18 protein-coding genes are annotated in these 24,237 nt (G+C 58.4%); 8 read left to right on the top strand and 10 right to left on the bottom strand.

Annotated features, from left to right (window positions below; translation table 11 throughout):
- Nucleotides 1–9 precede the first annotated feature (9 nt).
- The 7 genes from AC1DU9_RS00360 (at nt 10) to AC1DU9_RS00330 (ending at nt 6,764) form a co-directional block, all read left to right on the top strand.
- On the top strand, nt 10–1,203 hold the full coding sequence (locus AC1DU9_RS00360) for an SfnB family sulfur acquisition oxidoreductase (RefSeq protein ID WP_477809614.1): 1,194 nt from the start codon (nt 10–12) through the stop codon (nt 1,201–1,203).
- Entirely contained in the window at nt 1,203–2,561 is a 1,359-nt protein-coding gene (locus AC1DU9_RS00355) for an LLM class flavin-dependent oxidoreductase (RefSeq protein ID WP_477809613.1), read from the top strand. The genes AC1DU9_RS00360 and AC1DU9_RS00355 overlap by 1 nt, the downstream gene beginning before the upstream one ends.
- A 129-nt stretch (nt 2,562–2,690) precedes the next feature.
- Entirely contained in the window at nt 2,691–3,500 is an 810-nt protein-coding gene (locus AC1DU9_RS00350) for a MetQ/NlpA family ABC transporter substrate-binding protein (protein WP_223462707.1), read from the top strand.
- Between the two features lie 2 nt (nt 3,501–3,502).
- Nucleotides 3,503–4,624, top strand: coding sequence for a methionine ABC transporter ATP-binding protein (locus AC1DU9_RS00345; RefSeq protein ID WP_477809612.1), 1,122 nt, complete (start codon nt 3,503–3,505; stop codon nt 4,622–4,624).
- Entirely contained in the window at nt 4,614–5,258 is a 645-nt protein-coding gene (locus AC1DU9_RS00340) for a methionine ABC transporter permease (protein WP_108216106.1), read from the top strand. The genes AC1DU9_RS00345 and AC1DU9_RS00340 overlap by 11 nt, the downstream gene beginning before the upstream one ends.
- Before the next feature lie 365 nt (nt 5,259–5,623).
- Entirely contained in the window at nt 5,624–5,980 is a 357-nt protein-coding gene (locus AC1DU9_RS00335) for a DUF6124 family protein (protein WP_477809611.1), read from the top strand.
- Between the two features lie 157 nt (nt 5,981–6,137).
- Nucleotides 6,138–6,764: a class I SAM-dependent methyltransferase gene (locus AC1DU9_RS00330; RefSeq protein ID WP_477809610.1), complete on the top strand. Its 627-nt coding sequence runs from the start codon at nt 6,138–6,140 to the stop codon at nt 6,762–6,764.
- A gap of 118 nt (nt 6,765–6,882) precedes the next feature.
- On the opposite strand, the gene AC1DU9_RS00325 is transcribed toward AC1DU9_RS00330, so the two are convergent.
- The 3 genes from AC1DU9_RS00325 to AC1DU9_RS00315 are packed head-to-tail and all read right to left on the bottom strand — an operon-like array spanning nt 6,883 to nt 12,094.
- A complete protein-coding gene (locus AC1DU9_RS00325) occupies nt 6,883–9,933 on the bottom strand; it encodes an efflux RND transporter permease subunit (RefSeq protein WP_223462703.1) in 3,051 nt (1,016 codons plus the stop codon).
- Nucleotides 9,930–10,994, bottom strand: a complete 1,065-nt coding sequence (locus AC1DU9_RS00320; RefSeq protein ID WP_223462702.1) for an efflux RND transporter periplasmic adaptor subunit — start codon at nt 10,992–10,994, stop codon at nt 9,930–9,932. The genes AC1DU9_RS00325 and AC1DU9_RS00320 overlap by 4 nt, the downstream gene beginning before the upstream one ends.
- Nucleotides 10,991–12,094, bottom strand: coding sequence for an efflux RND transporter periplasmic adaptor subunit (locus tag AC1DU9_RS00315; protein ID WP_223462701.1), 1,104 nt, complete (start codon nt 12,092–12,094; stop codon nt 10,991–10,993). The genes AC1DU9_RS00320 and AC1DU9_RS00315 overlap by 4 nt, the downstream gene beginning before the upstream one ends.
- A gap of 176 nt (nt 12,095–12,270) precedes the next feature.
- Here AC1DU9_RS00315 and AC1DU9_RS00310 point away from each other — a divergent pair, with 176 nt between their 5' ends.
- On the top strand, nt 12,271–13,467 hold the full coding sequence (locus AC1DU9_RS00310; protein WP_223462700.1) for an AAA family ATPase: 1,197 nt from the start codon (nt 12,271–12,273) through the stop codon (nt 13,465–13,467).
- Nucleotides 13,468–13,491: 24 nt separating this feature from the next.
- On the opposite strand, the gene AC1DU9_RS00305 is transcribed toward AC1DU9_RS00310, so the two are convergent.
- The 7 genes from AC1DU9_RS00305 to AC1DU9_RS00275 all read right to left on the bottom strand — a co-directional run bounded on the left by AC1DU9_RS00305 (nt 13,492) and on the right by AC1DU9_RS00275 (nt 24,236).
- Nucleotides 13,492–14,610 carry an RHS repeat-associated core domain-containing protein gene (locus tag AC1DU9_RS00305; RefSeq protein ID WP_223462699.1) on the bottom strand — a complete coding sequence of 373 codons (1,119 nt, stop codon included), beginning with the start codon at nt 14,608–14,610 and terminating at the stop codon, nt 13,492–13,494.
- Between the two features lie 399 nt (nt 14,611–15,009).
- Entirely contained in the window at nt 15,010–15,792 is a 783-nt protein-coding gene (locus AC1DU9_RS00300; protein ID WP_223462698.1) for a MetQ/NlpA family ABC transporter substrate-binding protein, read from the bottom strand.
- 178 nt (nt 15,793–15,970) lie between these two features.
- Nucleotides 15,971–20,677, bottom strand: a complete 4,707-nt coding sequence (locus tag AC1DU9_RS00295; RefSeq protein ID WP_477809609.1) for an RHS repeat domain-containing protein — start codon at nt 20,675–20,677, stop codon at nt 15,971–15,973.
- A 32-nt stretch (nt 20,678–20,709) separates the two neighbouring features.
- Nucleotides 20,710–21,756, bottom strand: a complete 1,047-nt coding sequence (locus tag AC1DU9_RS00290; RefSeq protein WP_223462696.1) for a hypothetical protein — start codon at nt 21,754–21,756, stop codon at nt 20,710–20,712.
- Between the two features lie 213 nt (nt 21,757–21,969).
- A complete protein-coding gene (locus AC1DU9_RS00285; protein WP_477809608.1) occupies nt 21,970–22,896 on the bottom strand; it encodes a sigma 54-interacting transcriptional regulator in 927 nt (308 codons plus the stop codon).
- 55 nt (nt 22,897–22,951) lie between these two features.
- Nucleotides 22,952–23,533: an alpha/beta hydrolase gene (locus AC1DU9_RS00280; protein ID WP_457265711.1), complete on the bottom strand. Its 582-nt coding sequence runs from the start codon at nt 23,531–23,533 to the stop codon at nt 22,952–22,954.
- 301 nt (nt 23,534–23,834) lie between these two features.
- Nucleotides 23,835–24,236: an ExbD/TolR family protein gene (locus AC1DU9_RS00275; RefSeq protein ID WP_477809607.1), complete on the bottom strand. Its 402-nt coding sequence runs from the start codon at nt 24,234–24,236 to the stop codon at nt 23,835–23,837.
- Nucleotide 24,237 lies beyond the last annotated feature (1 nt).

Below are 24,237 nucleotides of genomic sequence, written 5' to 3'. Positions count from 1 at the left end.
GAGAAACACATGACAAGTTCTCACCACATCGCGGTCATCACCAGCGATGAGCAAGCCCTGATCGTCGCCAGCGACCTTGCCGAAGACTTCAAACGCGACAGCGCCACACGCGACCGCGAACGCCGCTTGCCACACCCGGAACTGGAAGTGTTTTCCCGCTCGGGCCTGTGGGGCATCAGCGTGCCGAAGGAATACGGTGGCGCCGGTGTTTCCAACGTCACCCTGGCCAAGGTCATCGCCTTGATTGCCCGGGCCGACGGTTCCCTGGGGCAGATCCCGCAGAATCATTTCTATGCCCTCGAAGTACTGCGGGTGAACGGCAGCCACGAGCAGAAGCAACGCCTGTACGCCGAAGTATTGGCCGGTCAGCGCTTCGGCAATGCGTTGGCCGAACTCGGCACCAAAACCGCACACGATCGCGTCACCAGCCTGACTCGCGACGCCAGCGGCTATCGCATCAATGGTCGCAAGTTCTACGCCACCGGCGCGATCTACGCCCAGCGCATTCCCACCTCGGTGGTGGATGAAAACGGCGTGCAACAACTGGCGCTCGTCCCGCACAACAGCAAGGGCCTCACCGTAATTGACGATTGGAGCGGCTTCGGCCAGCGCACCACCGGCAGCGGCTCAGTAGTGTTCGAAGACGTCTACGTCGCGGCCGAAGATGTAATCCCGTTTCAAAGTGCCTTCGAGCGTCCGACCCCGGTCGGCCCGCTGGCGCAGATTCTCCACGCCGCCATCGACACCGGCATCGCCCGCGCCGCCTATGAAGATGCGCTGCACTTCGTGCGCACCAAAACCCGGCCGTGGATCGACGCCACTCACGAAAAAGCCACGGACGATCCGCTGACCCTCAAGAGCTTCGGCCACTTGAGCATTCGCCTGCACGCTGCCGAGGCACTGCTGGAACGTGCCGGTGAATTCCTCGACAAGGCCCAGGCCGACACGCATGCCGAGACCGTCGCGGCCGCGTCGATTGCCGTCGCCGAAGCCCGTGCCCTCAGCACCGAAATCTCCCTGGCCGCCGGCAGCACACTGTTCGAACTGGCCGGCAGCCAGGCGACCCTGATCGAACACGGCCTCGACCGCCACTGGCGCAACGCCCGGGTGCACACCCTGCACGATCCGGTGCGCTGGAAGTACCACGCCGTCGGCAATTACTACCTCAACGATGAAAACCCGCCGCTGCGGGGGACCATTTGATGACCGCCGCGAAAAAGAAAATCCTGCTCAACGCGTTCAACATGAACTGCATCGGGCACATCAACCATGGCCTGTGGACCCACCCACGAGATAACTCGACCCAGTACAACACCCTCGAATACTGGACCGAACTGGCGCAACTGCTGGAGCGCGGGCTGTTCGACGGACTGTTCATCGCCGACATCGTCGGGGTCTACGACGTCTACCAGAACTCGGTGGACGTGCCGTTGAAAGAGTCGATCCAGTTGCCGGTCAACGATCCGCTGTTGCTGGTTTCAGCGATGGCGGCGGTGACGAGAAACCTCGGTTTCGGCCTGACCGCCAACCTCACCTACGAAGCGCCGTATCTGTTCGCTCGCCGCCTGTCGACGCTGGATCACCTGAGCCGTGGGCGGGTCGGCTGGAACATCGTCACCGGCTATCTCGACAGCGCCGCCAAGGCCATGGGCCTGAGCGAACAGGTTGAGCATGACCGTCGCTACGACCAGGCCGACGAGTACCTGGAGGTGCTCTACAAACTCCTGGAAGGCAGTTGGGAAAACGGAGCGGTGCTCAACGACCCACGTCAACGGATCTATGCGCAGCCGGACAAAGTGCACAAGGTCGAGCACAAGGGCGAGTTCTATCAGGTCGAGGGTTACCACCTCTGTGAACCCTCGCCACAGCGCACACCGGTGCTGTTCCAGGCCGGCAGCTCGGATCGTGGTTTGCTGTTCGCCGGGCGACATGCCGAGTGCGTGTTCATCAGCGGCCAGACCAAGGCATCGACCAAGAAGCAGGTGGACAAGGTGCGCGCCAGCGCCGCCTCCGCCGGGCGCAATCCCGAGGACATCAAGGTGTTCATGGGCCTGAATGTGATCGTTGGTGCCACCGAAGAGCTGGCCTGGGCCAAGCACGCCGAATACCTGAGCTACGCCAGTGCCGAGGCCGGTGTGGCGCACTTTTCGGCGTCCACCGGGATCGATTTTTCCCAATATGAAATCGACGAGCCGATCCAGTACGTGAAGAGCAACGCGATCCAGTCCGCCACCAAACACCTGCAAAACAACGACTGGACCCGACGCAAACTGCTGGAGCAACACGCCCTCGGCGGTCGCTACATCACCGTGGTCGGCTCACCGCAGCAAGTGGCGGATGAGCTCGAATCCTGGATCGCCGAAACCGGGCTGGATGGCTTCAACCTGACCCGCATCGTCACGCCGGAAAGCTATGAGGATTTCATCGAACTGGTGATTCCCGAGTTGCAACGGCGAGGCTCGTACAAGACGGCTTATGACAATGGCACCTTGCGCGAAAAGCTGTTTAAGCGGGAGGCGCATCTGCCTCAGCAGCACACCGGCTCGGCTTTCCGACGCTAAAAGCATCGCGAGCAAGCTCGCTCCCACAGGGGGTTTGTGAACACCCGAGATCCACTGTGGGAGCGAGCTTGCTCGCGATGAGGCCCGACCAGACACTAAAAAATCAATGCACTGACTGGATAACTCATCATGAAAAAGCACTACCTCTCCCACCCAGTCAAAGCACTGGCCCTGGCCCTCGGCCTGTTCAGCTCGGTGACCTTCGCCGCCGACGCGCCGCTGAAAATCGGCACCACCGCTGCATTCGCCATTCCCCTTGAAGCCGCCGTCGAAGAAGCCGGCAAACAAGGCCTGAAAGTCGAGCTGGTGGAGTTCAGCGACTGGATCGCGCCGAACGTCAGCCTCGCCGCTGGCGACATCGACGTGAACTACTTCCAGCACATCCCGTTCCTGGAAAACGCCAAGGCCGCCTCGGGTTTCGACCTGGTGCCGTTCGCGCCGGGCATCATCAACAACGTCGGCCTCTACTCGAAGAAATACAAAAGCTTCGACGAACTGCCCCAAGGCGCCAGCGTGGCAATCGCCAATGACCCGATCAACAGTGGTCGTGGCTTGCAGCTGCTGGCCAAGGCCGGTCTGATCACCCTCAAGCCCGGCGTCGGCTACAAGGCCACCGAAGAAGACATCATCGCCAACCCGAAGCACATCAAGATTCTCCAGGTCGAAGCCGTGCAACTGGTACGCGCCTATGACGATGCCGATCTGGTACAGGGCTACCCGGCCTACATTCGCTTGTCGAAAACCTTCGATGCGGGCTCCGCGCTGCTGTTCGACGGCCTTGATCACAAGGAGTACGTGATTCAGTTCGTGATCCAGCCCAAGAGCAAAACCGACCCGCGCCTGATCAAGTTCGTCGACATCTACCAACACTCACCCGCTGTGCGCGCCGCGCTGGATAAAGCTCACGGCAAGCTCTATCAAGCCGGTTGGGAAAGCTGAACATGACCGCCGCCATCCAACGGCGACTGGAGATTCCAGAGCCGCAAAGCGCCGAGCGCACTGAGCTGCATCCCGAACTCAACCATGCCCACGTCCGCTTCATCGGCCTGGGTAAAACCTACAACGGCCAGCAAGGCCCGGTGGCCGCCCTGCACGGCATCGACCTGGCAATCCAGCGTGGCGAAGTGTTCGGCATCATCGGTCGCAGCGGCGCCGGCAAGTCGTCATTGATCCGCACCATCAATCGCCTGGAACAGCCGAGCAGCGGCCGGGTGCTGATCGATCAAGTGGACATCGGCGAGTTCGACGAAGACCGCCTGGTGACGCTACGCCGGCGCATCGGCATGATCTTCCAGCACTTCAATTTGATGTCGGCCAAGACCGTTTGGCAAAACGTCGAACTGCCATTGAAAGTCGCTGGCGTGCCGAAGGAAAAACGCGAACAGAAAGTCCGTGAACTGCTGGAACTGGTGGGCTTGCAGGCCAAACACAAGGCTTACCCGGCGCAGTTGTCCGGCGGGCAGAAACAGCGTGTAGGCATTGCCCGGGCGCTGGTGCATGACCCGGAAATTCTGCTGTGCGACGAAGCCACCTCGGCACTGGATCCGGAGACCACGCAATCGATTCTCGGCCTGCTGCGCGAGATCAATCAACGCCTGGGCCTGACCATTGTGCTGATCACCCACGAGATGGCGGTGATCCGTGAGATCTGTGATCGGGTCGTGGTGCTGGAACACGGGCGCATCGTCGAACAAGGGCCGGTGTGGGAAGTCTTCGGCAATCCACAGCATGAGGTCAGCAAGACGCTGCTGGCGCCGTTGCAATACGCATTGCCGGAAGAGCTGCAAAGCCGTTTGCAGGCGCAGCCAAATTCTTCGGACGCCGCCGTGGTCCTGCGCTTGCAGTTCACCGGCAGCCAACGCGACGAACCGGACCTGGCGGCACTGTTCAGCGCCCTCGGAGGCCGTGTGCGATTGCTGCAGGGTGGCGTGGAACGGATTCAGGGTCATGCGCTTGGGCAACTGCTGTTGGCAGTGACGGGCTCATCTCTCGGTGCCGAGCAATTGCGTCAACGCGCCGGCCATTGGGCGCAACAGGTGGAGGTACTGGGCTATGTGGTTTGATCGCTTGCTGCAGGGTTTCATCGACACGTTTTTGATGGTCGGCGTGTCGTCGCTGATCGCACTGTTGGCGGGTATTCCGCTGGCCGTGATATTGGTCACCAGCTCCAGGGGCGGCATCTACGAAGCCCCGGCGCTGAACCGTGCACTGGGTGCGTTCGTGAACCTGTTCCGCTCGGTTCCTTTCTTGATTTTGATGGTGGCATTGATTCCGTTCACGCGCTTGATCGTCGGCACCACTTACGGCGTCTGGGCTGCCGTGGTGCCACTGACCATCGCGGCTACGCCGTTCTTTGCGCGCATTGCCGAGGTCAGCTTGCGCGAGGTCGACCACGGTTTGATCGAAGCAGCGCAAGCCATGGGCTGCCGGCGCTGGCACATCGTCTGGCATGTGTTGTTGCCGGAAGCACTGCCGGGGATTGTCGGCGGGTTCACGATTACCTTGGTGACGATGATCAATTCGTCGGCCATGGCCGGGGCGATTGGTGCAGGGGGGTTGGGGGACATTGCGTATCGGTATGGGTATCAGCGGTTTGATAGCCAGATCATGTTGACAGTGATTGTGTTGCTGGTGGCGCTGGTGGCGGTGATTCAGTTGGGCGGGGATCGGTTGGCGCGGGGGTTGAACAAGCGGTAAGTGAAGATCCTGTCGATATTTCGCACAGGAAAATCAGCGATTCCGAAGGCCTGTTCCCTTTCCTTTGCAGGACGTTTCCTAGATCATTTCGCTCGCTTGCGCCTGCCAAATCCGGTGGCTAGTCTCGGTCCGTCACTGCTTATCAGTGATCGGGTTTAGTCGCCCGGATCCGCGTCGGGCGCACAGCGTCACCTTTTGTCAGGTGTTTTTTATTGCCTGAATTTTATGGTGGCTGTGCGCAGGGCACCCTCGTGGTGCGCCGGTTTTGCCTGGCGGCCGGTCGACTAACCTGTGTGCAGCCGCCACCCCCTGTTCGTTTAGTCGCGATATCGGTTGGCTCCAATTTATGCTCAGGAGTTTTACCAATGAAGAAATCCGCTCCCGATCCACCTTCCGAAAATCCCACCAACGAAACTGCCACTGAAGACCCTCTCAAAGATCGTTCAGCGCTCTACCGTGCAATCGATTTCTACCTCACCGGCAAGCAACCCGCACCAACCGATGAAATGCGCTTCTACAACGTCAGCAAAGACGTGAGCTTTGAAGACACCCAGCTCTATGTCGCCGACCTGCTGCGCTGCGCTTCGGTCACGGCGTATCAGTGTGGCGATCAACTCAAGGGCGCCGACCGGGCAATGGTGTACTCGATCTGGCATTTGCTGGAGATTGCCAAGGCGATGGTGGATCACTCCATTGAATGTCTGGGGATGAAAAAGGGCTAAGCCATCTGTTGTCAGTGCCACCTCCATCGCGAGCAAGCTCGCTCCCACAGTTGACCGCGGATACCTGTAGGAGCGAGCCTGCTCGCGATGGGCTGCGCAGCAGCCCCCGGCGCCATGGCGTATATTCGGTGAATCCAAATTGCCTGCGCAGCCGACCATGAAGCAAACACCCGACGACCTTGAACAGATCACCTCCACGACCCTCGGCCATTACAACGCGGTCGCCGAGGACTTTCGTGAAGGCACGCGCGATCACGACGTCAGCCAGAACATCGATGCCCTGCTGCGGCACATTCAGGGCGAGGCGCCTTTCGACATTCTCGATTTTGGCTGCGGGCCTGGTCGGGATTTGCAAACCTTCACCCGCATGGGCCACAAGGCGATCGGCCTGGACGGTTCGGAAAAACTCGCGCAGATGGCCCGTGAGGACAGCGGGTGCGAGGTGTGGCAGCAGGATTTCCTGAAGCTTGATCTGCCGGCCGAGCGTTTCGACGGGATCTTTGCCAACGCAGTGCTGTTTCATGTCCCGCGTCAGGAATTACCACGGGTGTTGAAACAATTGTGGGGAGCGCTGAAACCGGGTGGGGTGTTATTCAGTTCCAATCCCCGTGGCGAGAATCAGGAAGGCTGGAACGGGGCGCGTTATGGGTCGTATCACGACCTGGCGGCCTGGCAGCATTTGTTGATCGAGGCGGGGTTTGTCGAGCTGGAGCATTACTACCGGCCGGCCGGACTGCCGCGGGAGCAGCAGCCTTGGTTGGCGAGTGTCTGGCGTAAGGTGTAAAGCCCGCAAATGTGCGGTGGTTGTACTGACGTCTTCGCGGGCAAGCCCGCTCCCACAGGGTTCAGCGCAATCCCTGTGGGAGCGAGCTTGCTCGCGATGAGCGCGAAGCGCTCGCCTTTTAAACAGCCTCCTTCTTAGGCTCGCGAATCTTGTACCAAGCCACATACAGCGCCGGCAAAAACAGCAGCGTCAGCAAGGTGGCGATGACAATCCCGCCGATCATCGCGTAAGCCATCGGCCCCCAGAACACTTCCCGCGCAATCGGAATCATCCCCAGGCTCGCGGCGGCTGCCGTCAGCAGGATCGGCCGGCGTCGGTGTTCAGTGGCCTCGACCACCGCGTCCCACGGCTCATAGCCTTTATTCTCGTACTCATCGATCTGGGTCACCAGAATCACCGTGTTACGGATGATGATACCGATCAGCGCCAGAATCCCCAGGATCGCCACGAAGCCCATTGGCGTTCCGGTTGGCACCAACGCCAGCACCACGCCGATCAAGCCCAGTGGCGCGACGCTGGCGACCAGGAACATCTTCTGCACGCTGTGCAACTGGATCATCAGGAATGTGGCCATCAAGAACAGCATCAACGGCACAACCTTGGCAATCGGCCCTTGGGCCTTGCCGCTCTCCTCCACTGTACCGCCGGTGGCGACCTTGTACCCGGGCGGCAGCTTGGCGGCAAAGGCATCGATGGACGGCTTGAGGATTTTCACCAGGTCCGTCGGCTGGATCTCGTCGCGTATTGCCGCCTTGATGGTGATGGTCGGCAAGCGATCCCTACGCCATACCAACGGTTGCTCCAGTTCGTAGCGCACCGTGGCGAACGCCAGCAACGGAATCGACGTGCCGCTCGGCGTGACGATCTGCAAGTTCTGCAGGGTTTCCGGCGTACCACGTTCGGAGTCCACTGCACGACCGACTACGTTGATCAGATAGATATCGTCATCGACCTGGGTCACCGCCTGGCCGCTGACGATGCCGTTCATCAGGTTAGCCACATCCTCGGAAGACAACCCCAACTGCCGCGCCTTGTCCTGGGCGATGTCGATGCGCAGGACTTTGCCCGGTTCATTCCAGTCGTAGATGATCTCGCCAACGTGCGGGTTCTTGTCCAGCTCCGTGGCCAGGTCGATGGCATGCCGGCGCACCTGGTCGACGTCTTTGCCGCTGACCCGGTACTGGATCGGACGCCCCACCGGTGGGCCCATTTCCAGTGCCTGGACATAACTGCCGATGCCGACGAAGTCGTTGCGCAAGCGCTCGCGAAGCTTCTGCATCATGGCCTCGCGGGTATGGCCTTTGCTGACGATCACCAACTGCGCGTAGAACGGGTTTTGCAGTTGCTGGTCCAGTGGCAGATAGAAGCGGATGGCACCCTGACCGACGTAGGTGCTCCAGCGCACGATGTCCGGATCGTCCTTGAGCGTGGCCTCGAGTCTATCGACCGCCCGGCGGGTTTCGTCGAGTGAGGCGTTTTGTGGCAGGTTCAGGTCCACCAGGATTTCCGGACGATCCGAAGACGGGAAGAACTGGTTCTGCACATAGCGCATGCTGAACACCGCCAGTACAAAGCACAGCACGGTGATGCCAATGGCCCACCAGCGATTGCGCATGCACCACAGCAGCCCGCCGTTGAAGGCCTTGCCAATGCGCCCGGGTTCGCCTTCGTGGGGTTTCACATTGGTGCTGAGGATGTGCACGCCGATCACCGGCGCAAACAGCACCGCCACCACCCACGACACCAGCATCGCACAGGCAATCACCGCAAACAGGGTGTAGGTGTATTCACCGGCGGAGCTGGCGTTCAAGCCGATTGGCACGAAACCCGCCACCGTCACCAGTGTACCGGTAAGCATCGGGAACGCCGTGGAGGTGTAGGCGAAGGTCGCCGCCTGCTCCTTGGTCTCGCCCAACTCCAGACGGGTAACCATCATTTCCACGGTGATCATCGCGTCGTCCACCATCAGGCCGAGGGAAATGATCAGTGCGCCAAGGGAGATCCGCTGCATGGTAATGCCGCTGAACTCCATGAACACGAAGACCAACGCCAGCACCAACGGGATCGAGCACGCCACCACCAGCCCGGCACGCACACCGAGGCTGATGAAGCTAACCACCAGCACGATGATCACCGCTTCGAACAGCGCACGGGTAAAGCCGCCGACGGCCTCTTCCACCACCACGGCCTGATCCGAGACGTTGTAGATGCCAACACCCACCGGCAGGTCGGCGGTCAGTTGTTCGATACGCTCGTGCAAAGCCTTGCCGAACGCCTGGACGTTGCCACCCTTCTGCATGGCAATCGCCAGGCCGATGGCCTGTTTACCGTTGTAGCGAAATTCCGGCGAGGCCGGATCGACATAGCCGCGACTGATTTCGGCAATGTCGGCCAGACGATAGTAGCGGTCGTTGAGCTTGAGGTTGACCTCGGCCAGGTCTTTCTCCGAAGCGAACTTCCCTGAAGTGCGCACCGAAATCCGCTCCGGCCCGGCCTCGATGACACCTGCCGGGGTCACGGCGTTCTGGGTTTGCAGGCTCTGCACCACCTGACGCTGATCGATGCCCAGCGCTGCGAGTTTGCGCGTGGAGAAGTTCAGGTACAGCACCTCGTCCTGCTGGCCGACCATCTCGATCTTGCCCAGCCCCGGAACGCCGCGAATTTCCATGCGCGCCTGTTCCACGTAGTCGCGCAACTGACGCAAGGTCAGGCCGTCGGCGGTAAAGGCGTAGATCGACCCGAAGACGTCACCGAACTCGTCGTTGAACGACGGCCCCTGTATGCCCTGCGGGAACTGGTATTTGATGTCGTTGATCTTCTTGCGCACCTGGTACCAGATTTCCGGAATGTCCTTGGCACTGGTGGTGTCGCGCAGGTACACGTACACCGTCGACTCACCGGGGCGCGTGTAGCTTTTCACGTAGTCGAGGGAGTCGAGCTCTTCGAGCTTTTTCTCGATCCGGTCAGTGATCTGCTTGAGGGTTTCCTCCTGGGTCGCCCCCGGCCATTTGCTCTGGATCACCATGGTTTTGATGGTGAACGAAGGGTCTTCTTCGCGCCCCAGGTTGAAGTACGAGAACACACCCATCAGCAACGCAACGAACATCAGATACCAGATGAACGACTGATGCTTGAGGGCCCATTCCGAGAGGTTGAAAGGCCCTTTCATTGACTGTCCTCGTCGAATTTCACTTGTTGCCCCGGTTTGAGGCTGTTCACACCGGCACTGACCACCCGCTCGCCGTTCTTCACGCCGTCAGCCAGCACCACGGTGCTTTCGGTGCGGCTGATCACGGTGACGTCACGGGGGGAGACGGTTTTACTCTGTGCATCGATCACCCAGATGCGTGGCTTGCCATCGACCTCCTGCAGCGCGGTGACAGGCAACTCGATGCGCGGCTTGATCGCCGAGCTCAGGGTGACGCTGATGGCCGTCCCCAAGCGGAAGCCCTGTGGCGTTTCGGCCAGGGTCAGGCGGGCGCGACGGGTGCGCGTGGCGCTTTGGGCCTGAGGTTCGATTTCACGGATGATGGCGGTGGTGTTGATGCTCGGATTAAGTTGCGCGGCGACCAGGAACACCACATCGCTGGGCAGTTGATCGACCAGGGTATCCGGCAGGTCGATCACCGCTTCCTTGATGTCCGGTTGCGCCAGGGTCACCACTTGCTGACCGGCCGTCACCACTTGCCCGGCCTCGGCGCTCCACGCGGTGACTACGGCTTTATGGTCGACGCGCAACTCGGTGTAGCCCAGTTGGTCCTTGCTCTGGTTGACGGCTGCCCGGGCCTGATCGAGGGAGGCCTGGGTGGTTTTCAGGTCCGTGTTGGCCTCGTCGAGTTGCGCTTGCGCGCCGACCCCGCGGTCAAACAACGCTTGCTGACGCTGGGCAGTGGCCTTGGCGTTGATCAGTTGCGCCTGGATTTTCGCCAGATCGCCCTGGGCCGAGCGCAATTGGTTCTGTTGATCTGAAGGATCGAGGGTGGCGAGCAATGTGCCCTTCTCGACCTCGGTGCCGACATCGACGTTACGACTGGCGATTCGCCCGCCCACGCGAAACCCGGTATTGCTTTCAAAGCGTGCCTGGATACTGCCGGCGAAGCGGCCCAGGTCCTCTTCGCTCAAGGCCTGGACCTTGATCGACAGCACTGGCCGTACCGGCGCCGGCGGTGGTTCGCTCTTGGAACAGGCGCTCAGCACCAGCCCGATGGACAACGCCCATAAAGGCTTCATGGCTTTGCTCCCCACGTCAGATCCTTGTAAGTGTTTTCGGCAATCTCGACTTCCATGTCCGGGTGCAAGAGTTGTCCGCCCGCGATGATGACTTTGTCCCCGTCCTTCAACCCGTCGCTGATGATGACCTTGCCGGTCAGGTAGCGGCTGACCGTCACCGAATGCAATTGCGCCTTGCCCTTGTCGTCGACAATCCAGACAGCAGGACTGCTGATGTTTTTGGTCAGCGCCGACCACGGCAACTCGATGACCGATTTGCCCGATCCCCTGGCCGTGGCACTCACCACCGAACCCAACTGCATGCCGTCGGGCAGTTTGTCGAGGCCGACCTTGACCTGCACGGTTCCGGATTGCGCCGACACCGACGGGGTGATTTCGCGTACGGTGCCGGTGGTTTTGATCGCAGGGTTGTCGAGCAAGCTGAGGACAATGGTGTGATCTCGCGGCTTCTCGGCCAGCAGCGATTCATAGACATTGAACACCGCATCCCGGTCGCCGTCCCGGGCCAGGCTGAAGATCGGCATCGTCGCCTGCACCACCTGGCCGACTTCCGCCTGACGCTCGGTAATGATCCCCGGCGCATCGGCAATCAGCGCCGTATAGCTCAACTGATCCCTGGCATTGGCCAACTGCGCCTGAGCAGCGCTCAGGGCGCTCTGGCTGCTGTGCAAGGCGGCCTCGGCCGAGTCATATTCGCTCTGGCTGGTGTAGCCCTTGGGCAAGAGTTTTTGCTGACGTACGAACGCCAGCGCGCTCTGCTTCACCCGCGCCTGTTCGGCGACCACTTGTGCCTGGGCCGAGTCGACATTGGTCTGCAGATCCTTGGGGTCGAGCCGGGCGAGCACTTGCTTGGCGGTCACGCGATCACCGACGTCAACCGAGCGCTGGATGATCTTGCCACCGACGCGGAAAGACAGCTCCGTCTGTACCCGCGCCTGGATATCACCGGTGAGGGTGACCGAGGCCGCGTAATCCGCTGGCTTGACGACCTGCACGAACACCCGTGGCAGGTATTCCTGCACGGGTTTTTTCTCCTCGCAGGCCGTTAGCAGGGTGACGACACTCAAGGCCATGACTACTTTCAATCCGGGAACCGCCATGCAATCTCCTTGGCCTTTTTTATGGACAACTCGACAGAGAGCTTAGAACAGGATTTCAACTGCGCACGCTCCCTTTATGAAGAAACAATTCATAACGTTTTCCCCCAAAAACACGTGTCATAGACGCCTGCACGTACCTGAAAATGAGCCCGCTCGATCTCGCCCCAGGAACCCATATGCTCAAGACCCTTGCGGTGGCCAATTACCGCTCGATCAACAAATTGGTGATCCCGCTGGGCCGGCTGAATCTGATTACCGGCCCTAATGGCAGCGGTAAATCCAACCTTTACCGTGCACTGCGCCTGCTGGCGGAAACCGCTCAGGGCGGCGTGGTCAATGCGCTGGCCCGTGAAGGTGGGCTGAATTCGACCTTCTGGGCGGGCCCGGAAACCATCACCCGGCGTATGCGCAACGGCGAAGTGCCCGTCGAGGCCACGGTGCGCCAGGGCGTCAAACGCCTGCGGCTGGGGTTTGCCGGGGAAGATTTTGGCTACTCGATCAGCCTGGGGTTACCCGACTCCAACGGTCATTTCATGTTACCCGAGCACTCGTTACCCATACCTTCACGCTTCGGCCTCGACCCGCAGATCAAACGGGAATGCCTCTGGGCTGGAGCGTTCTATCGTCCGGCCAGTCTGCTGGTCGATCGTGACGGCCCAATGATCCGTGCCCGCGCCGATCGCAAGTGGGATGTGCTGGCGCAGCACACGCCGATGTTCGACAGTCTGTTCGATCAGGTCGGCAGCCTGCGCGGTTCGCCAGAAGTGCTGGAGATGCGCGAGTTCATCCGCCGCTGGCGCTTTTACGATCACTTTCGCAGCGATGCCGACGCCCCGGTACGCCAGCCGCAACTGGGCACCCGCACGCCGGTGCTGCACCACGACGGACGCGACCTGGCGGCGGCCTTGCAGACGATCATCGAAATCGGCGATCCCGAGGCATTGCGAGCCGCGATCAGCGACGCGTTTCCCGGCGCCAGGCTGGCCATCGAACCGCTGCCGGGCGGGCGCTTCACCATCGAATTCTTTCAGGAGGGTTTGTTGCGGCCGTTGTCCGCCGCCGAGTTGTCGGACGGAACACTGCGCTATTTGCTGCTGGTCGCCGCGCTGCTGACGCCACGGCCGCCGACGCTGATGGTGCTGAACGAACCGGAAACCAGTCTGCATCCGGATCTGCTGCCGGCGTTGGCGCGCTTGATTATCCGCGCTTCAGAACATTGCCAGGTGTGGGTGGTGTCCCATGCCCGGCGGTTGATTTCGGCGTTGCAGCAGGACCCGGATTGCAATTGCATCGTTCTGGAGAAAAACCTTGGGCAAACCGGGATTGTCGGGCAGCGGATGCTGGATGAGCCGGCGTGGTATTGGCCGGATTGAGGTCAGGTAAACTGTGACGCATGTTCATGGCGCTAAAGGATTACGAATAATGCTCATGGAGTTACGAGGCGACGTACCTCCCAGTCTGTTCAATGCAGCATCGATTTCTGGTGTCATCCAGTCAAAAGGTGTTTCATCAATGGCCCTAAGTGGCGGTGCAGAAGGCACTTGGGCCAGCGTCGAACCGCTCAAAGACGCGATGGAAGGCCGGGGTGTAGCAGGTGGTGTCGCAACGACTGGTTGCCCCTTGTTCTTCACAAAACGCATCAAGGCAGCTTCAGTTCCAGGCTTGCTCGCGGCCCAGTAAGTACCCCCTCTCGATGCAATCGCCAACCCCGTCAGTCCTAAAGCGACGTACCCCAGTATTTTGGCTGTCTCAGGTTCATCGACAAGCGTTGCAACGGCACTGGCAACCCCAACCAGACCTGTGGTGAGTATCGTACCGCTGGCAACTACTGTGCTGACTGCCGTAGCGGACTGTCTGAACGGCAACTTCGTCACAGCCCCCAACCTCAAGGCGTCCTTGGCCAAATTATAGGAGGGGATGACACGGGACATGCCCAGTCCTGTGTTCGTCACGCTCAACAGACTTGTGATTAACCGGGCAATGTCGGCAAACCGCCCCGTCGGATCACTGAAATTCACAGGGTCCCCCAGGCAATACGCATACGCATTCAACCCACCCCGCCCAAACGGGCTCAACCTGTCAGGACTGTTGAAGCGCATCAGTACCGGATTGAACGCCCGATGCCCGTTACCCAGCAGATAATGACCGGTGGCCGGATCGACTGCTTCACCGGTGAATCCCAGCAAACTGCCGGGACCACTTTCGACCCGCCGATGACCGTAGGGCGCGTAGACCTGCCGCACAACTCCGCCAGGACCGTCCATGCGCAACACCGAACGTTGCTGATTGGTGACCAGCAACTGGCTGTTGCACTCGGCGCCGTCAAACGATTGCACTGCCAGCAGTTGCCTGTCGTGTTGAAGCACGCAGTGCCCCCCCTGACCTTTCAGTTGCGTCACCAGATGTTCGCCGCAGTAGAACCGGGTCAGTTTTTCCAGCTCCGACAGCTCCAGCTCTACCAGCCGGTCCAGGGCATCATAGCGGTAGCGATTGAGGTGACGAGTCAATGCGCTCATGAGGGTCGACTCCCGGCGAAGGAAGCAGTTTGCACCTGCTTGAATGCGTCGGCACCTAGCAGAACTGTTAGTGCCGGGAAAAAACTGACGCCCAGGTTTGCCCAGACAAGAGAGGACAGCTACTTCCCATTGCGCCGTAGGAAAAATCTTTTTTTCGAAACGCTGCTCCAGGGACGAACCACTTTTGGCCAGACTTCCGGCCAAACCTCACAAGGACGAGAAAATGGCAGACGTACAACCGCCGCAACGGCTGGATCCGCAGGACATTCTGAAACTCTTGATGGCGTTGCGCAGGGCCCTGGAGTCCAGGCCGGCCTGAGCAATCCATTGTCCAATAAAAAACGCCGACGCTAAATCAGCCGTCGGCGTTTGAAACCTCTAAGGGGCTTGCTTCGCGAATCAGAACGCCGGCAGTACCGCGCCGCTGTACTTCTTCTCGATGAATGCTTTCACTTCCGGGCTGGTCAGGGCTTTGGCCAGTTTCTGGATGGCAACGCTGTCCTTGTTGTCCGGACGGGCCACCAGGTAGTTCACGTAAGGCGAATCAGCACCTTCAATGATCAGCGCGTCTTTCGCCGGGTTCAGGCCCGCTTCCAGCGCGTAGTTGGTGTTGATCATATCCAGGTCGACCTGATCCAGCACACGCGGCAACATCGCGGACTCAAGCTCTTTGAACTTGAAGTTGTGCGGGTTACTGGCAATGTCTTTCGGGGTCGACACGGCGTTTTTCGGGTCTTTCAACTCGATCAGGCCAGCCTTCTGCAGCAGGATCAGGGCACGGCCGCTGTTGCTGCCTTCGTTCGGGATGGCGATGGTCGCGCCATCCTTGAGCTCAGCCAGGGTTTTGACTTTCTTCGAGTAACCGCCGAAAGGTTCAACGTGCACGCCAATCACGGTTTCCAGGTGAGTGCCTTTACCTTCGTTGAAGCTCTTCAGGTACGGCAGGGTCTGGAAGTAGTTGGCGTCCAGACGCTTCTGGTCGACCTGCACGTTCGGCTGAACATAGTCGGTGAAGACTTTGATTTCCAGGTCCACGCCTTCTTTGGCGAGGGTTGGCTTGATCAGCTCGAGAATCTCGGCGTGTGGGACCGGGGTCGCGGCAACCACCAGTTTCTCGCCAGCCTGGGCCAGGCCCGCGGTCAGGGCAGCCGCCAGTGCGGTGAACAACAGAACCTTTTTCATGCAGTGTCCTTATCGAAAATCACAGTCGCTTGTGGCGACGGCTTGAAAACGCGAGTGCCAGTGAAGTGCTATCGCTGGCGTGATGCGGACAATACCGGGATTTTTTATTCCCGAACAATAACTTTTATTCAAGTTGATATTCCATTTTGAAAGCATCCAAATCTCTGGTCATCATTGCTCAAATGCCACGCAGCGTGTCGATCTGCTCGCCAATCTCATGGGTGAATGACTCCAGAGCGTCCACCACATCGCTTCGAAACTTCTGAGCACTGAAATCCTCGACCAGTGATGGCCAGTAATCTTGAAGAAACGCGTCGGCTTTGGCCGCGTACTTTTCCGAATTCGCGACCACGAATGCTGTTTTGGCAGCGATACCCGCCCCACTGATTACCGATTTCGCCGTCAACACGTTGTTGAGCCGGCTCTGCAATTTGACTGTACTTCTCAATGCCTCATTTGCCGTGGAAACAGCGCCGTATAGACGCCGCCCCACCGTCACGCGCGCGACTCCCGCCTGTGCAGTCACCACGTCCGCCAGGGAGTTCACACTTTTCGTCAACGCAAAGCCAATGCCTTTACTGGCAATTTTTGCAACCGCGGTGGCTCCGAGCGACACCACTCCCAGCGCTATCGACGAGTAGGTCAATACCTGAGCGCCAAAGGTATCCGGGGCCAGTTCATCGACAACCGCCGAGGCAACTGAAACTGTCGCGGAAATGGCCTCCAGTGTTAACAAGGCGACGGCGTTAGCCGAGATCGATACGAGTGGTGCGGTTGCGCCCAAGGTAACGGCTGTCAGGGCAACCGCAGCGGCGGCCAGGGCGGTGGTCACACCGATTTTCACCCACCCCAAGGTCGAGATATGCCCGGTGGGATCCTTGAGATTGACCGGATCTCCCAGACAATAGGCATAGGCATTGATGCCGCCATCCTCAAAGGGGCTCCAACTGTCGGGGCTGTGAAATCGCATCAATCGGGGGTTGTAGGCCCGATAACCCCTGCCGAGCAGATAGCACCCGGTTGACGGGTCCAGTCGCTCGCCCTGAAACCCCAGCAGGGCACCAAGTCCGCTCGATGCGGGGCGATCACCATAGGGAAGACAAGACAAAACAGATTCGTCTTGAGATCCAAGGCGCGCAAGGGCCGTGCCCTGACCATCCGTGACAAACAAGACAACGTCGTCACCTTGCTGCTCGGCCAAGGACATGCCGTCGCCTGACAACAGACTGCGTCGGTGGTTACCCGCCACTTCGCTGCACAGCGCATGCTCGCTATAGAAAAACCTGATCAGCTCTCCGGATTCGGCAGCCACCGCATGCAATTGATCTTCGCCGTCGAATTGATAATGCGCACGACCGCCAGCGCTGGCCACACTTTCGAGCCGGCTCAGAGTGTCATACCTGAACGTGCGCCCTTGGTTATCGTTGAGCAGATTACCGTTGGCATCGTATTCGAAGCTCACTTGCCCGGGCTGATAGTGCGCGTGACTGTGAGTCAGTGAACTCAACTGGGTTTTGTCAGGACGATCGTAAAAAAACCTGCACAGGTTCTCCTCCCCATCGAAACCCGTACGCACCGTCAACAGGTTATCGAGGTAGTCGTAGGTAAATTCCTGAAAATCAATGCGTTTTCCCCAGGCATCGATCGGTGCCTGCGTGCCCTCACAGTCATAGCGCTTCAGGCGCCCGCGCCTGTCGTAGGCGAAGGTTTCTGTACGTGACTGCGCACCGGACACCAGCGATCGTTGCTGAAGTTTGTCATCGGCCCCAAACTCTTGAAGGACCTCCAGGCGAGATCCGTCGCCGAACTGTGAAATACGCTGAATCTCACGACCGAACTCATCGTGAACCAAGGTGGTCGTCAGCGAACGTTTCGAGGCGGTGTCCTCGACACTCAATGTCAGCAACTGGCCCTGGGCACCGTAGGCGTACTTCGCCAGAACCGGTCTCTGCTGAATTTCTATGGGTCGCGCCGCAGCGTCATGGATATAAGTAGTTTCTACACCATTAACATCGGTAAAGCTGATGGGCAGCCCATTCAATGAACGGGTAGTGGCAGTACCGAAGCGGCCTTCGCTGGAAATCCACTCCCGGGACTTCTCTTTGCCCGACCCGGAGTACTCAAACCGGCGCTGAATGGCAGGGCTGGAGGTTTCGACGAGTTGCCCGGTCAATGGATCAAATCGATATCTGGCTGATTGAGCATGACTGCCCATCCGCTCGGTCACTGCCCCGTTGAGCATGGGATCAAGGGTGAACCTGAAAATATCGCCCGCCGCCGTCACTTGCTGCAAAGGTTGAGCACCACCGCCCTCATAGGTCCTTGTTTCGGTTCTGCCGCCGACGGTCGTACGGGTGACACGTAACAAACCGTCATAAGTCCGGGTGCCCAACACGTAGTCATCGGCACTGATTTCGATCGGATGATCACCCGTGCTCAGAGGGTCATACTTTTTTTTTATCGAAGTACCATCCGGCAGAGTCGTCTCGATCAGACGACCGAAAAGGTCATATCGGAAGCTCGTTTCGAATCCTGCCTCGTTGGTTTGCGTCAGGCAACGCCCAAGTCCGTCATAGGAAAAAGTCGCGGTAATAGTGACCACACCTTCGGAATCGATGCGTTCTTCCCGATCTGGCTTACCGAACACGTTCAATACAGAACGGGTTTTTCCAGCGCCGTCGCACCAGCATGTTCGAGTCAATGAAACCGGGTCAAACACATCGTTCACCGCGACACCATCAGGACCTACCGTTCTGCATACGCGCCCCCAGCCGTCGTGGCTGTAGGTCGTGGTTGACGCAGTGGCCTTGTCATCGAACCAGTCCTGGCTGACTTCGCTCACCAGTCGACCAAAATTGTCGTAGTGGGCCTCATAGGTCAGACGTAATGGTCTGTCGGGTGAATCGACATCCTGAACTTTGACTTTGGTCGTGCGCCCGACCCCGTCGAGCCAAATCTTGCTCAGCACACCCCGTATGCTGGTGATGCCGACGGTTGCGCCGTCCTCTGGCTGGCTTTCACCGTAGAATTCGGTGATGCGTGACACGATGTCCGTTCCATCGAATGCCGCTGTCTCGCGAACAACACGGTTCAGATTGTCGTACTTCTTCAACAACTCATTACCGGCCCCATCCCGAGCCTTGACTTCCTGTCCGATAAATCGGTCATGCCAGACTTTGCGATCATGCCTTTCGCTACCCACGTACAATTGTTGAAGGGTTTCTACCCGATCTCCATCAATTGAATATTTGAATTCGAGACGGCGGTTGCCGTTGTGCCCGGCTTGCGAGCGACTCTTGAGGCGTCCGTAAAACGCATCACTGGCATCATCGATGTACTCGAATCGAGTATCCACGCATGGCTTTTCATTCCCTCCTTCAAACAGCCTTTCGCTTTGAGGCAACAAAAACCGATGACCGTCTTCGCGCATGGAGGGCAAGTCAATGTAGGAAAAACGGACAATGACCGTCGGCGCCGGGGCAAAATCAGGGGAAGGCGTGACCGATCGCTCCTTCAATGCCGTAATGAAACCCAGTGGGTTGGGGGGGCAACCCTCGGCACCTTCTGCCGGGTAATAGACGTAATCCTCCCGGGCTCCGCTCGGATTTATCTGCGTTAGCAGATTGCCGGATTCATCATAGGTCGTATGGGTGGTTTCGGTTCGGGGCGCGGCGTTCGTAGAAGTATCGACATAACTGACGACAGAAGTTTTCTGCAGTTGAAAATGGGCGGGCTGATCGGAGAAGTCCAGACCGTCAACATCGTGATAGGTAATCGTTCTTTGCTGCACCTTCCCGTTGGAAGCGCACTTTTCCGAGATCATCAGGTGGAAGCGGTTGTAGGTTCTTTCGATGCGACTCAGTTCAACTGTCTTGTCGCCCACACCCGTAACCAGGCGTTCGGTACAGGAGTAGGTGTAAGGCCCTTTGTGCCCATGCAGATGGTCCCCGTCCTGCTCCCAACGAAGTCCCGATTGATAGCCGAGGAAATTTTTGTCGGAGTATTCATAGACACGGGTGATCGTCGGCAACCCTGAACCCGGCACCAGAACACTGCGCCGCACCGCCGGCAAAGCATTGATGGGTGCCCCGAGCGGTAACCGATGCTTCTGAGGAGCGTACTCAATACTCTCGACACTGCCACCCGGTGCGCGGATATCCGTCATGACCAGAAAGCCATTGAGTAATTGGTAATCGAATGACCATGCAAGGTGCTCGGCGGGACCGTGATCAAGGGTAATCTGCCGGAGCCATCCATCGCGAACCTGCAAAACAAACTTCAAGCGTCTTTGCGGATGATCAGGCCATACGGTAATGCTGGCGGGTTGATCTTTCGTTTCATAACTCAGGGCCACGACGCGGTGTTGCTGATCGTGAATTTCGTGCAGGACACGGCGGCCCCGTACCAACATGTATTTCAGACTGATCGAGCGCCCTTCGTTGGAGTAAACATGTTCAGGCAGCCATTCGTCATACGTTTCATCTGGCCTGACCAACCTCTCGATCAGACCGTTTTTATGGCTGACAACCAGATTGTCGCCGTCGAGCGTGACCCGGGTGTCTTGAAGCTTTTTATCCTTGACGACGAGCCGCCCTCGGCTGATGTAGACACGATAAGAAACTCCGCTTGCAAGGGTCAGTTTACGGGTCTTCCGATTGTAGGAGCTCAAACCCAATGACCAGCCGCGTCCCCAACCGAGATCTGTTGTGCGGAAACTATCGAATGAAATACTAAAGGATATCTGTGGACCGTTGATATTGTTAGCTACCCACCCCGCGAGATTAAGGCTGGTACTATAAGATCCGGTACGGACATCAACTCCAGACTGGATAAATTCAGAAAAATTGAATGCGTTGGATTCCACTTCTGGCACTGCTGTACTCATCATCATTCCTTGACTTTGCAGACACAGTAAAATTAAACAACTTCGATCATCGAAGGGTTTCGGGTGTTCATTGCGACGTCGACTTCATGCCTGTTCCCATACATATCCCGAACCAACATCTTCACCGATAAACGATCATGTCGAACCTGGGACGTTCCGCCCTTTCTGGCAAAGTGCATCAAAAAAGTGACTTTGCCTTTTTCTTCGTGGTGGGCCGCAAGTTGATCGGCTGTTTCCCACAACACCTCCGTGCCATGATTAGCCTTGAGCCCTTTAAAATAGCCAACGGCGTAATACCCGAGATAGTCGGGATGCTCACTGCATGCCTGCAACACGCCGGTAATCGAACAATTGACGAGTTTTATATGGTGCTGATCCACTAACAGGTCCAGAACATATCGATCGACCTTGGCAACGTTCTCTGTCGGTTCCCAGTGGCCGGATAGGTGTTTGACCCTGAACTGTTCTTTTCGATAGATCGGCGGTGGAACGGTCCTCAGGTTTATTACACCGAATTCCGAGGCTTCTTCCGAATAGAACGCCTCCCCGTCCGAACGGGTAATGGCTGCAATCAGCTTGATGGGCTCGGGAGAGTTGCTGCTGACGTAGAACTCCTTGAGAAAGATGGCTTTCCCCCGCACAACCGGGCCATGCAGTTCACCCGTGTGAGGAAACGGCTCGTAGGGTAAGCGTCGTTCCAGCGTGCACTTCCATGCCGGTTCCTCGCCGTCTCGAATGCTGTCTATCGGCAGGGCTTTGTTGGAATAGGCATCCAGCAGTTGAATGCTGTCGAACTCGCGTTGGGATATTCCTACTACCTTTTGCCCATCGTCTACAGCTTGCACAACTACCATCAATTTCAACTGCTGATACCCATTGGCGTAAATTGTATTTCCGCCCGAAGTCGAGAAGACTTGAAATCGTTTGAGGCCTATCCACTCAGGAGAATCAGCCTCTTGAAAAGACAGGGGTGCCATTCCCGGATCAGCAGGCATATAACCCTCGACAATGGGATTGATATCTTCCAACTCACCGTCGGCACCCGGGGCTATCGCAGCATTATTTTCAACAAGACTCACAGAAAAATCCTTTTTCATATGATATTTAACAATGACGGATATCAATGTATCCAAGAGAAATTAAAAGATATATCAACCCCCATCGACCTGCAAAACGCAAAATTGTCACAACCACACTGCAAATATTACAAAATATAAAACAAGGATCAGCGCCCACAAAAAAACCAGACAACAATCAATTGCCTGGTTTAGTTATAAAAATAATCAATGGGATTATACAATGATGCTTGTGAAATATTTTTTCAGCGCCCGGACTTCAGCGACGTCTCCTTGTTGAACAAGTTGATCTATCCATCCTTGTATAAGAACCGCAGATGGCCGGACAGCCGACAGATTCAAATGCTCCGGCAAGATTTCGTCACCCGTACTGACCAGCAATGCAAAGTGAATGACGTTCTCCAGCTCCCTGGTATTGCCCGGCCAACTGTGCCGTTCCAACACTTGTTGCGCCTCCTCGCTGATCAGCGGTACCGGCAGGTCCAGGCGTTGGCTGTAGATGCCGAGGAAGTACTCCGCCAGCGAGAGGATATCCCCCACCCTCTCACGCAACGCCGGCAGTTCGAGCGGGCCTTCGCTGAGGTAGTGATAGAGCCGCTCATGGAATTTTCCGGCGGCAACCGCCTGGGCCAGATCGATGCTGGTGGCCGCCACCAGCCGCACATCCACCGGGCTCGGCTGCTGGGCACCGACGCGGGTGACTTCGTGGTTTTCCAGCGCGGCGAGCAGTTTGGTCTGGATCGGCAGCGGCAGGTCGCCGATTTCGTCCAGGTACAGCGTGCCGCCGTTGGCCGAACCGAACCACCCGGCACGACTGCTCGCCGAGCCGCTGTAGCTGCCCGCCGCATAGCCGAACAACTCGGCGTCGGCGTAGGTCGGGCTGATGGCACCGCAGTTGACCGATACGAACAACCCGCCGCGATCACTGGCGCGGTGGATATGGCGGGCCAGCAATTCCTTGCCGGTGCCGGTTTCGCCACGGATCAGCACTGACACTGAACGCGTGGCCAGTTGCTCCAGGTCTTCACGTAATTGCCGCGAACGCGGATCGACAAACACCAGCGCCTTGGCGCGAATGCTCAGGGGACTTTTTTCGGCATCGGGAAAGGTCAGCAGCGGCTGACCGAAGGTTTCAAAGCTCATGACAGACTCCCGCCCAAAACCGCCGGGAGACGGGGGCGTTAAATAAAGAAAGTGTTCAAGCGCGACGCAGGGCGTGGTGTTCCATGCGGTTCTGCAAGCGATAGAGATAGGCAAAACCCTGCTCCCAGCGCTGGTGACCGGACTTCACGTTGATGTGCCCCGCCCCCGCTAGAATCCCCGCCTCGGCCCCCCAATGGCGCGCCAGTTCCAGGGCACGCGGTGCGCTGACGGCGCTGTCGTTGTCGGAGCTGACGACCTGGCTCGGGAATGGCAGCAGGTCCGTCGGAATCGGCGCGAAGTTACGCAAGGCCGGCACGCAGGCCGGGCGTTCGACGTCTGCCGGCGCGACGAGCAAGGCACCGCGCACTTGACGCAAAAACTGTACGGGGGCGCTCGCCGCCCAATGGGCGACGGTGATGCAACCCAGGCTGTGGGCAATGATAATCACCGGCGTGCTGTCGGCGGCAATCGCCTCGGCCAGCGCCGCGACCCAGTCTTCGCGACGTGGCGTCAGCCAGTCAGCCTGTTCCACCCGTGCGCTGTTCGGCAGGCTGTTCTGCCAGTGGCTTTGCCAATGATCTTCTGGCGATCCTTGCCAGCCCGGCACAATCAGGTAGCGAATTGATTCGTTGCGCATGGGGGAGCTCTCCTGCTGCGTGTCTGTTCCCGGTCGAGTATAGGCAGGTGAGATATATTCGTTAAGGAATAAGAAGCTATTTATTAAGACCCATATCGAATATTAAACGCAAAACCTTTGGGAGCGAGCTTGCTCCGGGCGGCGTTCCGACGATAGGGCCCGGACATTCAACATCGATGTCGATTGATCCACCGCCATCGCGAGCAAGCTCGCTCCCTCAGGGAACAGTGTGTTCGCGAAAGTCGAGGCAAAAAAAGGGCCGCACCCTGCCAAGGAGACGGCCCCGGAAAACGAAAATCCGTTAACGCGCAGTAATCACCGACAGTTTGGTAATCCCTGCCCGCTCAATCGACGCCATGGCCCGCGCCACCTCGCCGTAATTCACACCATTGTCGGCCTGCAACTGCACGCGCACCTCGGGGTCCTTGGCCTTCGCCGACTTGAGGTTGAACTCCAGCAAGTCCGGTTGTATCTCGTCCTTGTTGATAAACAGTTTGCCCGCACCGTCGATGCTCACCACCAACGGGTCTTTCTGCTCCACCGGCGCCACCGCTTCGGTGTTGGGCAGGTTGATCGGAATCGCGTTGGTCAGCAGTGGCGCGGTGACGATGAACACCACCAGCAGCACCAGCATCACATCCACCAGCGGCGTCACATTGATCTCGCTGAGCACCTCATCGGTGTCTTGCGTGGAGAAGGCCATA

The sequence above is a fragment of the Pseudomonas sp. P4_C1 genome (genome assembly GCF_056402155.1).
The sequence above is the reverse complement of the archived record's forward strand: the minus strand, read 5'-3'. Positions and strand labels throughout refer to the sequence as shown.

Excerpts from the sequence above, each read along its gene's own strand:
- AC1DU9_RS00315 (WP_223462701.1), bottom strand. The coding sequence starts at position 12,094 with ATGGCGGTTCCCGGATTGAAAGTAGTCATGGCCTTGAGTGTCGTCACC.
- AC1DU9_RS00310 (WP_223462700.1), top strand. The coding sequence starts at position 12,271 with ATGCTCAAGACCCTTGCGGTGGCCAATTACCGCTCGATCAACAAATTG.
- AC1DU9_RS00280 (WP_457265711.1), bottom strand. The coding sequence starts at position 23,533 with ATGCGCAACGAATCAATTCGCTACCTGATTGTGCCGGGCTGGCAAGGA.
- AC1DU9_RS00330 (WP_477809610.1), top strand. The coding sequence starts at position 6,138 with ATGAAGCAAACACCCGACGACCTTGAACAGATCACCTCCACGACCCTC.
- AC1DU9_RS00335 (WP_477809611.1), top strand. The coding sequence starts at position 5,624 with ATGAAGAAATCCGCTCCCGATCCACCTTCCGAAAATCCCACCAACGAA.
- AC1DU9_RS00285 (WP_477809608.1), bottom strand. The coding sequence starts at position 22,896 with ATGAGCTTTGAAACCTTCGGTCAGCCGCTGCTGACCTTTCCCGATGCC.
- AC1DU9_RS00320 (WP_223462702.1), bottom strand. The coding sequence starts at position 10,994 with ATGAAGCCTTTATGGGCGTTGTCCATCGGGCTGGTGCTGAGCGCCTGT.
- AC1DU9_RS00325 (WP_223462703.1), bottom strand. The coding sequence starts at position 9,933 with ATGAAAGGGCCTTTCAACCTCTCGGAATGGGCCCTCAAGCATCAGTCG.
- AC1DU9_RS00300 (WP_223462698.1), bottom strand. The coding sequence starts at position 15,792 with ATGAAAAAGGTTCTGTTGTTCACCGCACTGGCGGCTGCCCTGACCGCG.
- AC1DU9_RS00275 (WP_477809607.1), bottom strand. The coding sequence starts at position 24,236 with ATGGCCTTCTCCACGCAAGACACCGATGAGGTGCTCAGCGAGATCAAT.
- AC1DU9_RS00305 (WP_223462699.1), bottom strand. The coding sequence starts at position 14,610 with ATGAGCGCATTGACTCGTCACCTCAATCGCTACCGCTATGATGCCCTG.
- AC1DU9_RS00295 (WP_477809609.1), bottom strand. The coding sequence starts at position 20,677 with ATGAGTACAGCAGTGCCAGAAGTGGAATCCAACGCATTCAATTTTTCT.
- AC1DU9_RS00350 (WP_223462707.1), top strand. The coding sequence starts at position 2,691 with ATGAAAAAGCACTACCTCTCCCACCCAGTCAAAGCACTGGCCCTGGCC.
- AC1DU9_RS00360 (WP_477809614.1), top strand. The coding sequence starts at position 10 with ATGACAAGTTCTCACCACATCGCGGTCATCACCAGCGATGAGCAAGCC.
- AC1DU9_RS00340 (WP_108216106.1), top strand. The coding sequence starts at position 4,614 with ATGTGGTTTGATCGCTTGCTGCAGGGTTTCATCGACACGTTTTTGATG.
- AC1DU9_RS00355 (WP_477809613.1), top strand. The coding sequence starts at position 1,203 with ATGACCGCCGCGAAAAAGAAAATCCTGCTCAACGCGTTCAACATGAAC.
- AC1DU9_RS00345 (WP_477809612.1), top strand. The coding sequence starts at position 3,503 with ATGACCGCCGCCATCCAACGGCGACTGGAGATTCCAGAGCCGCAAAGC.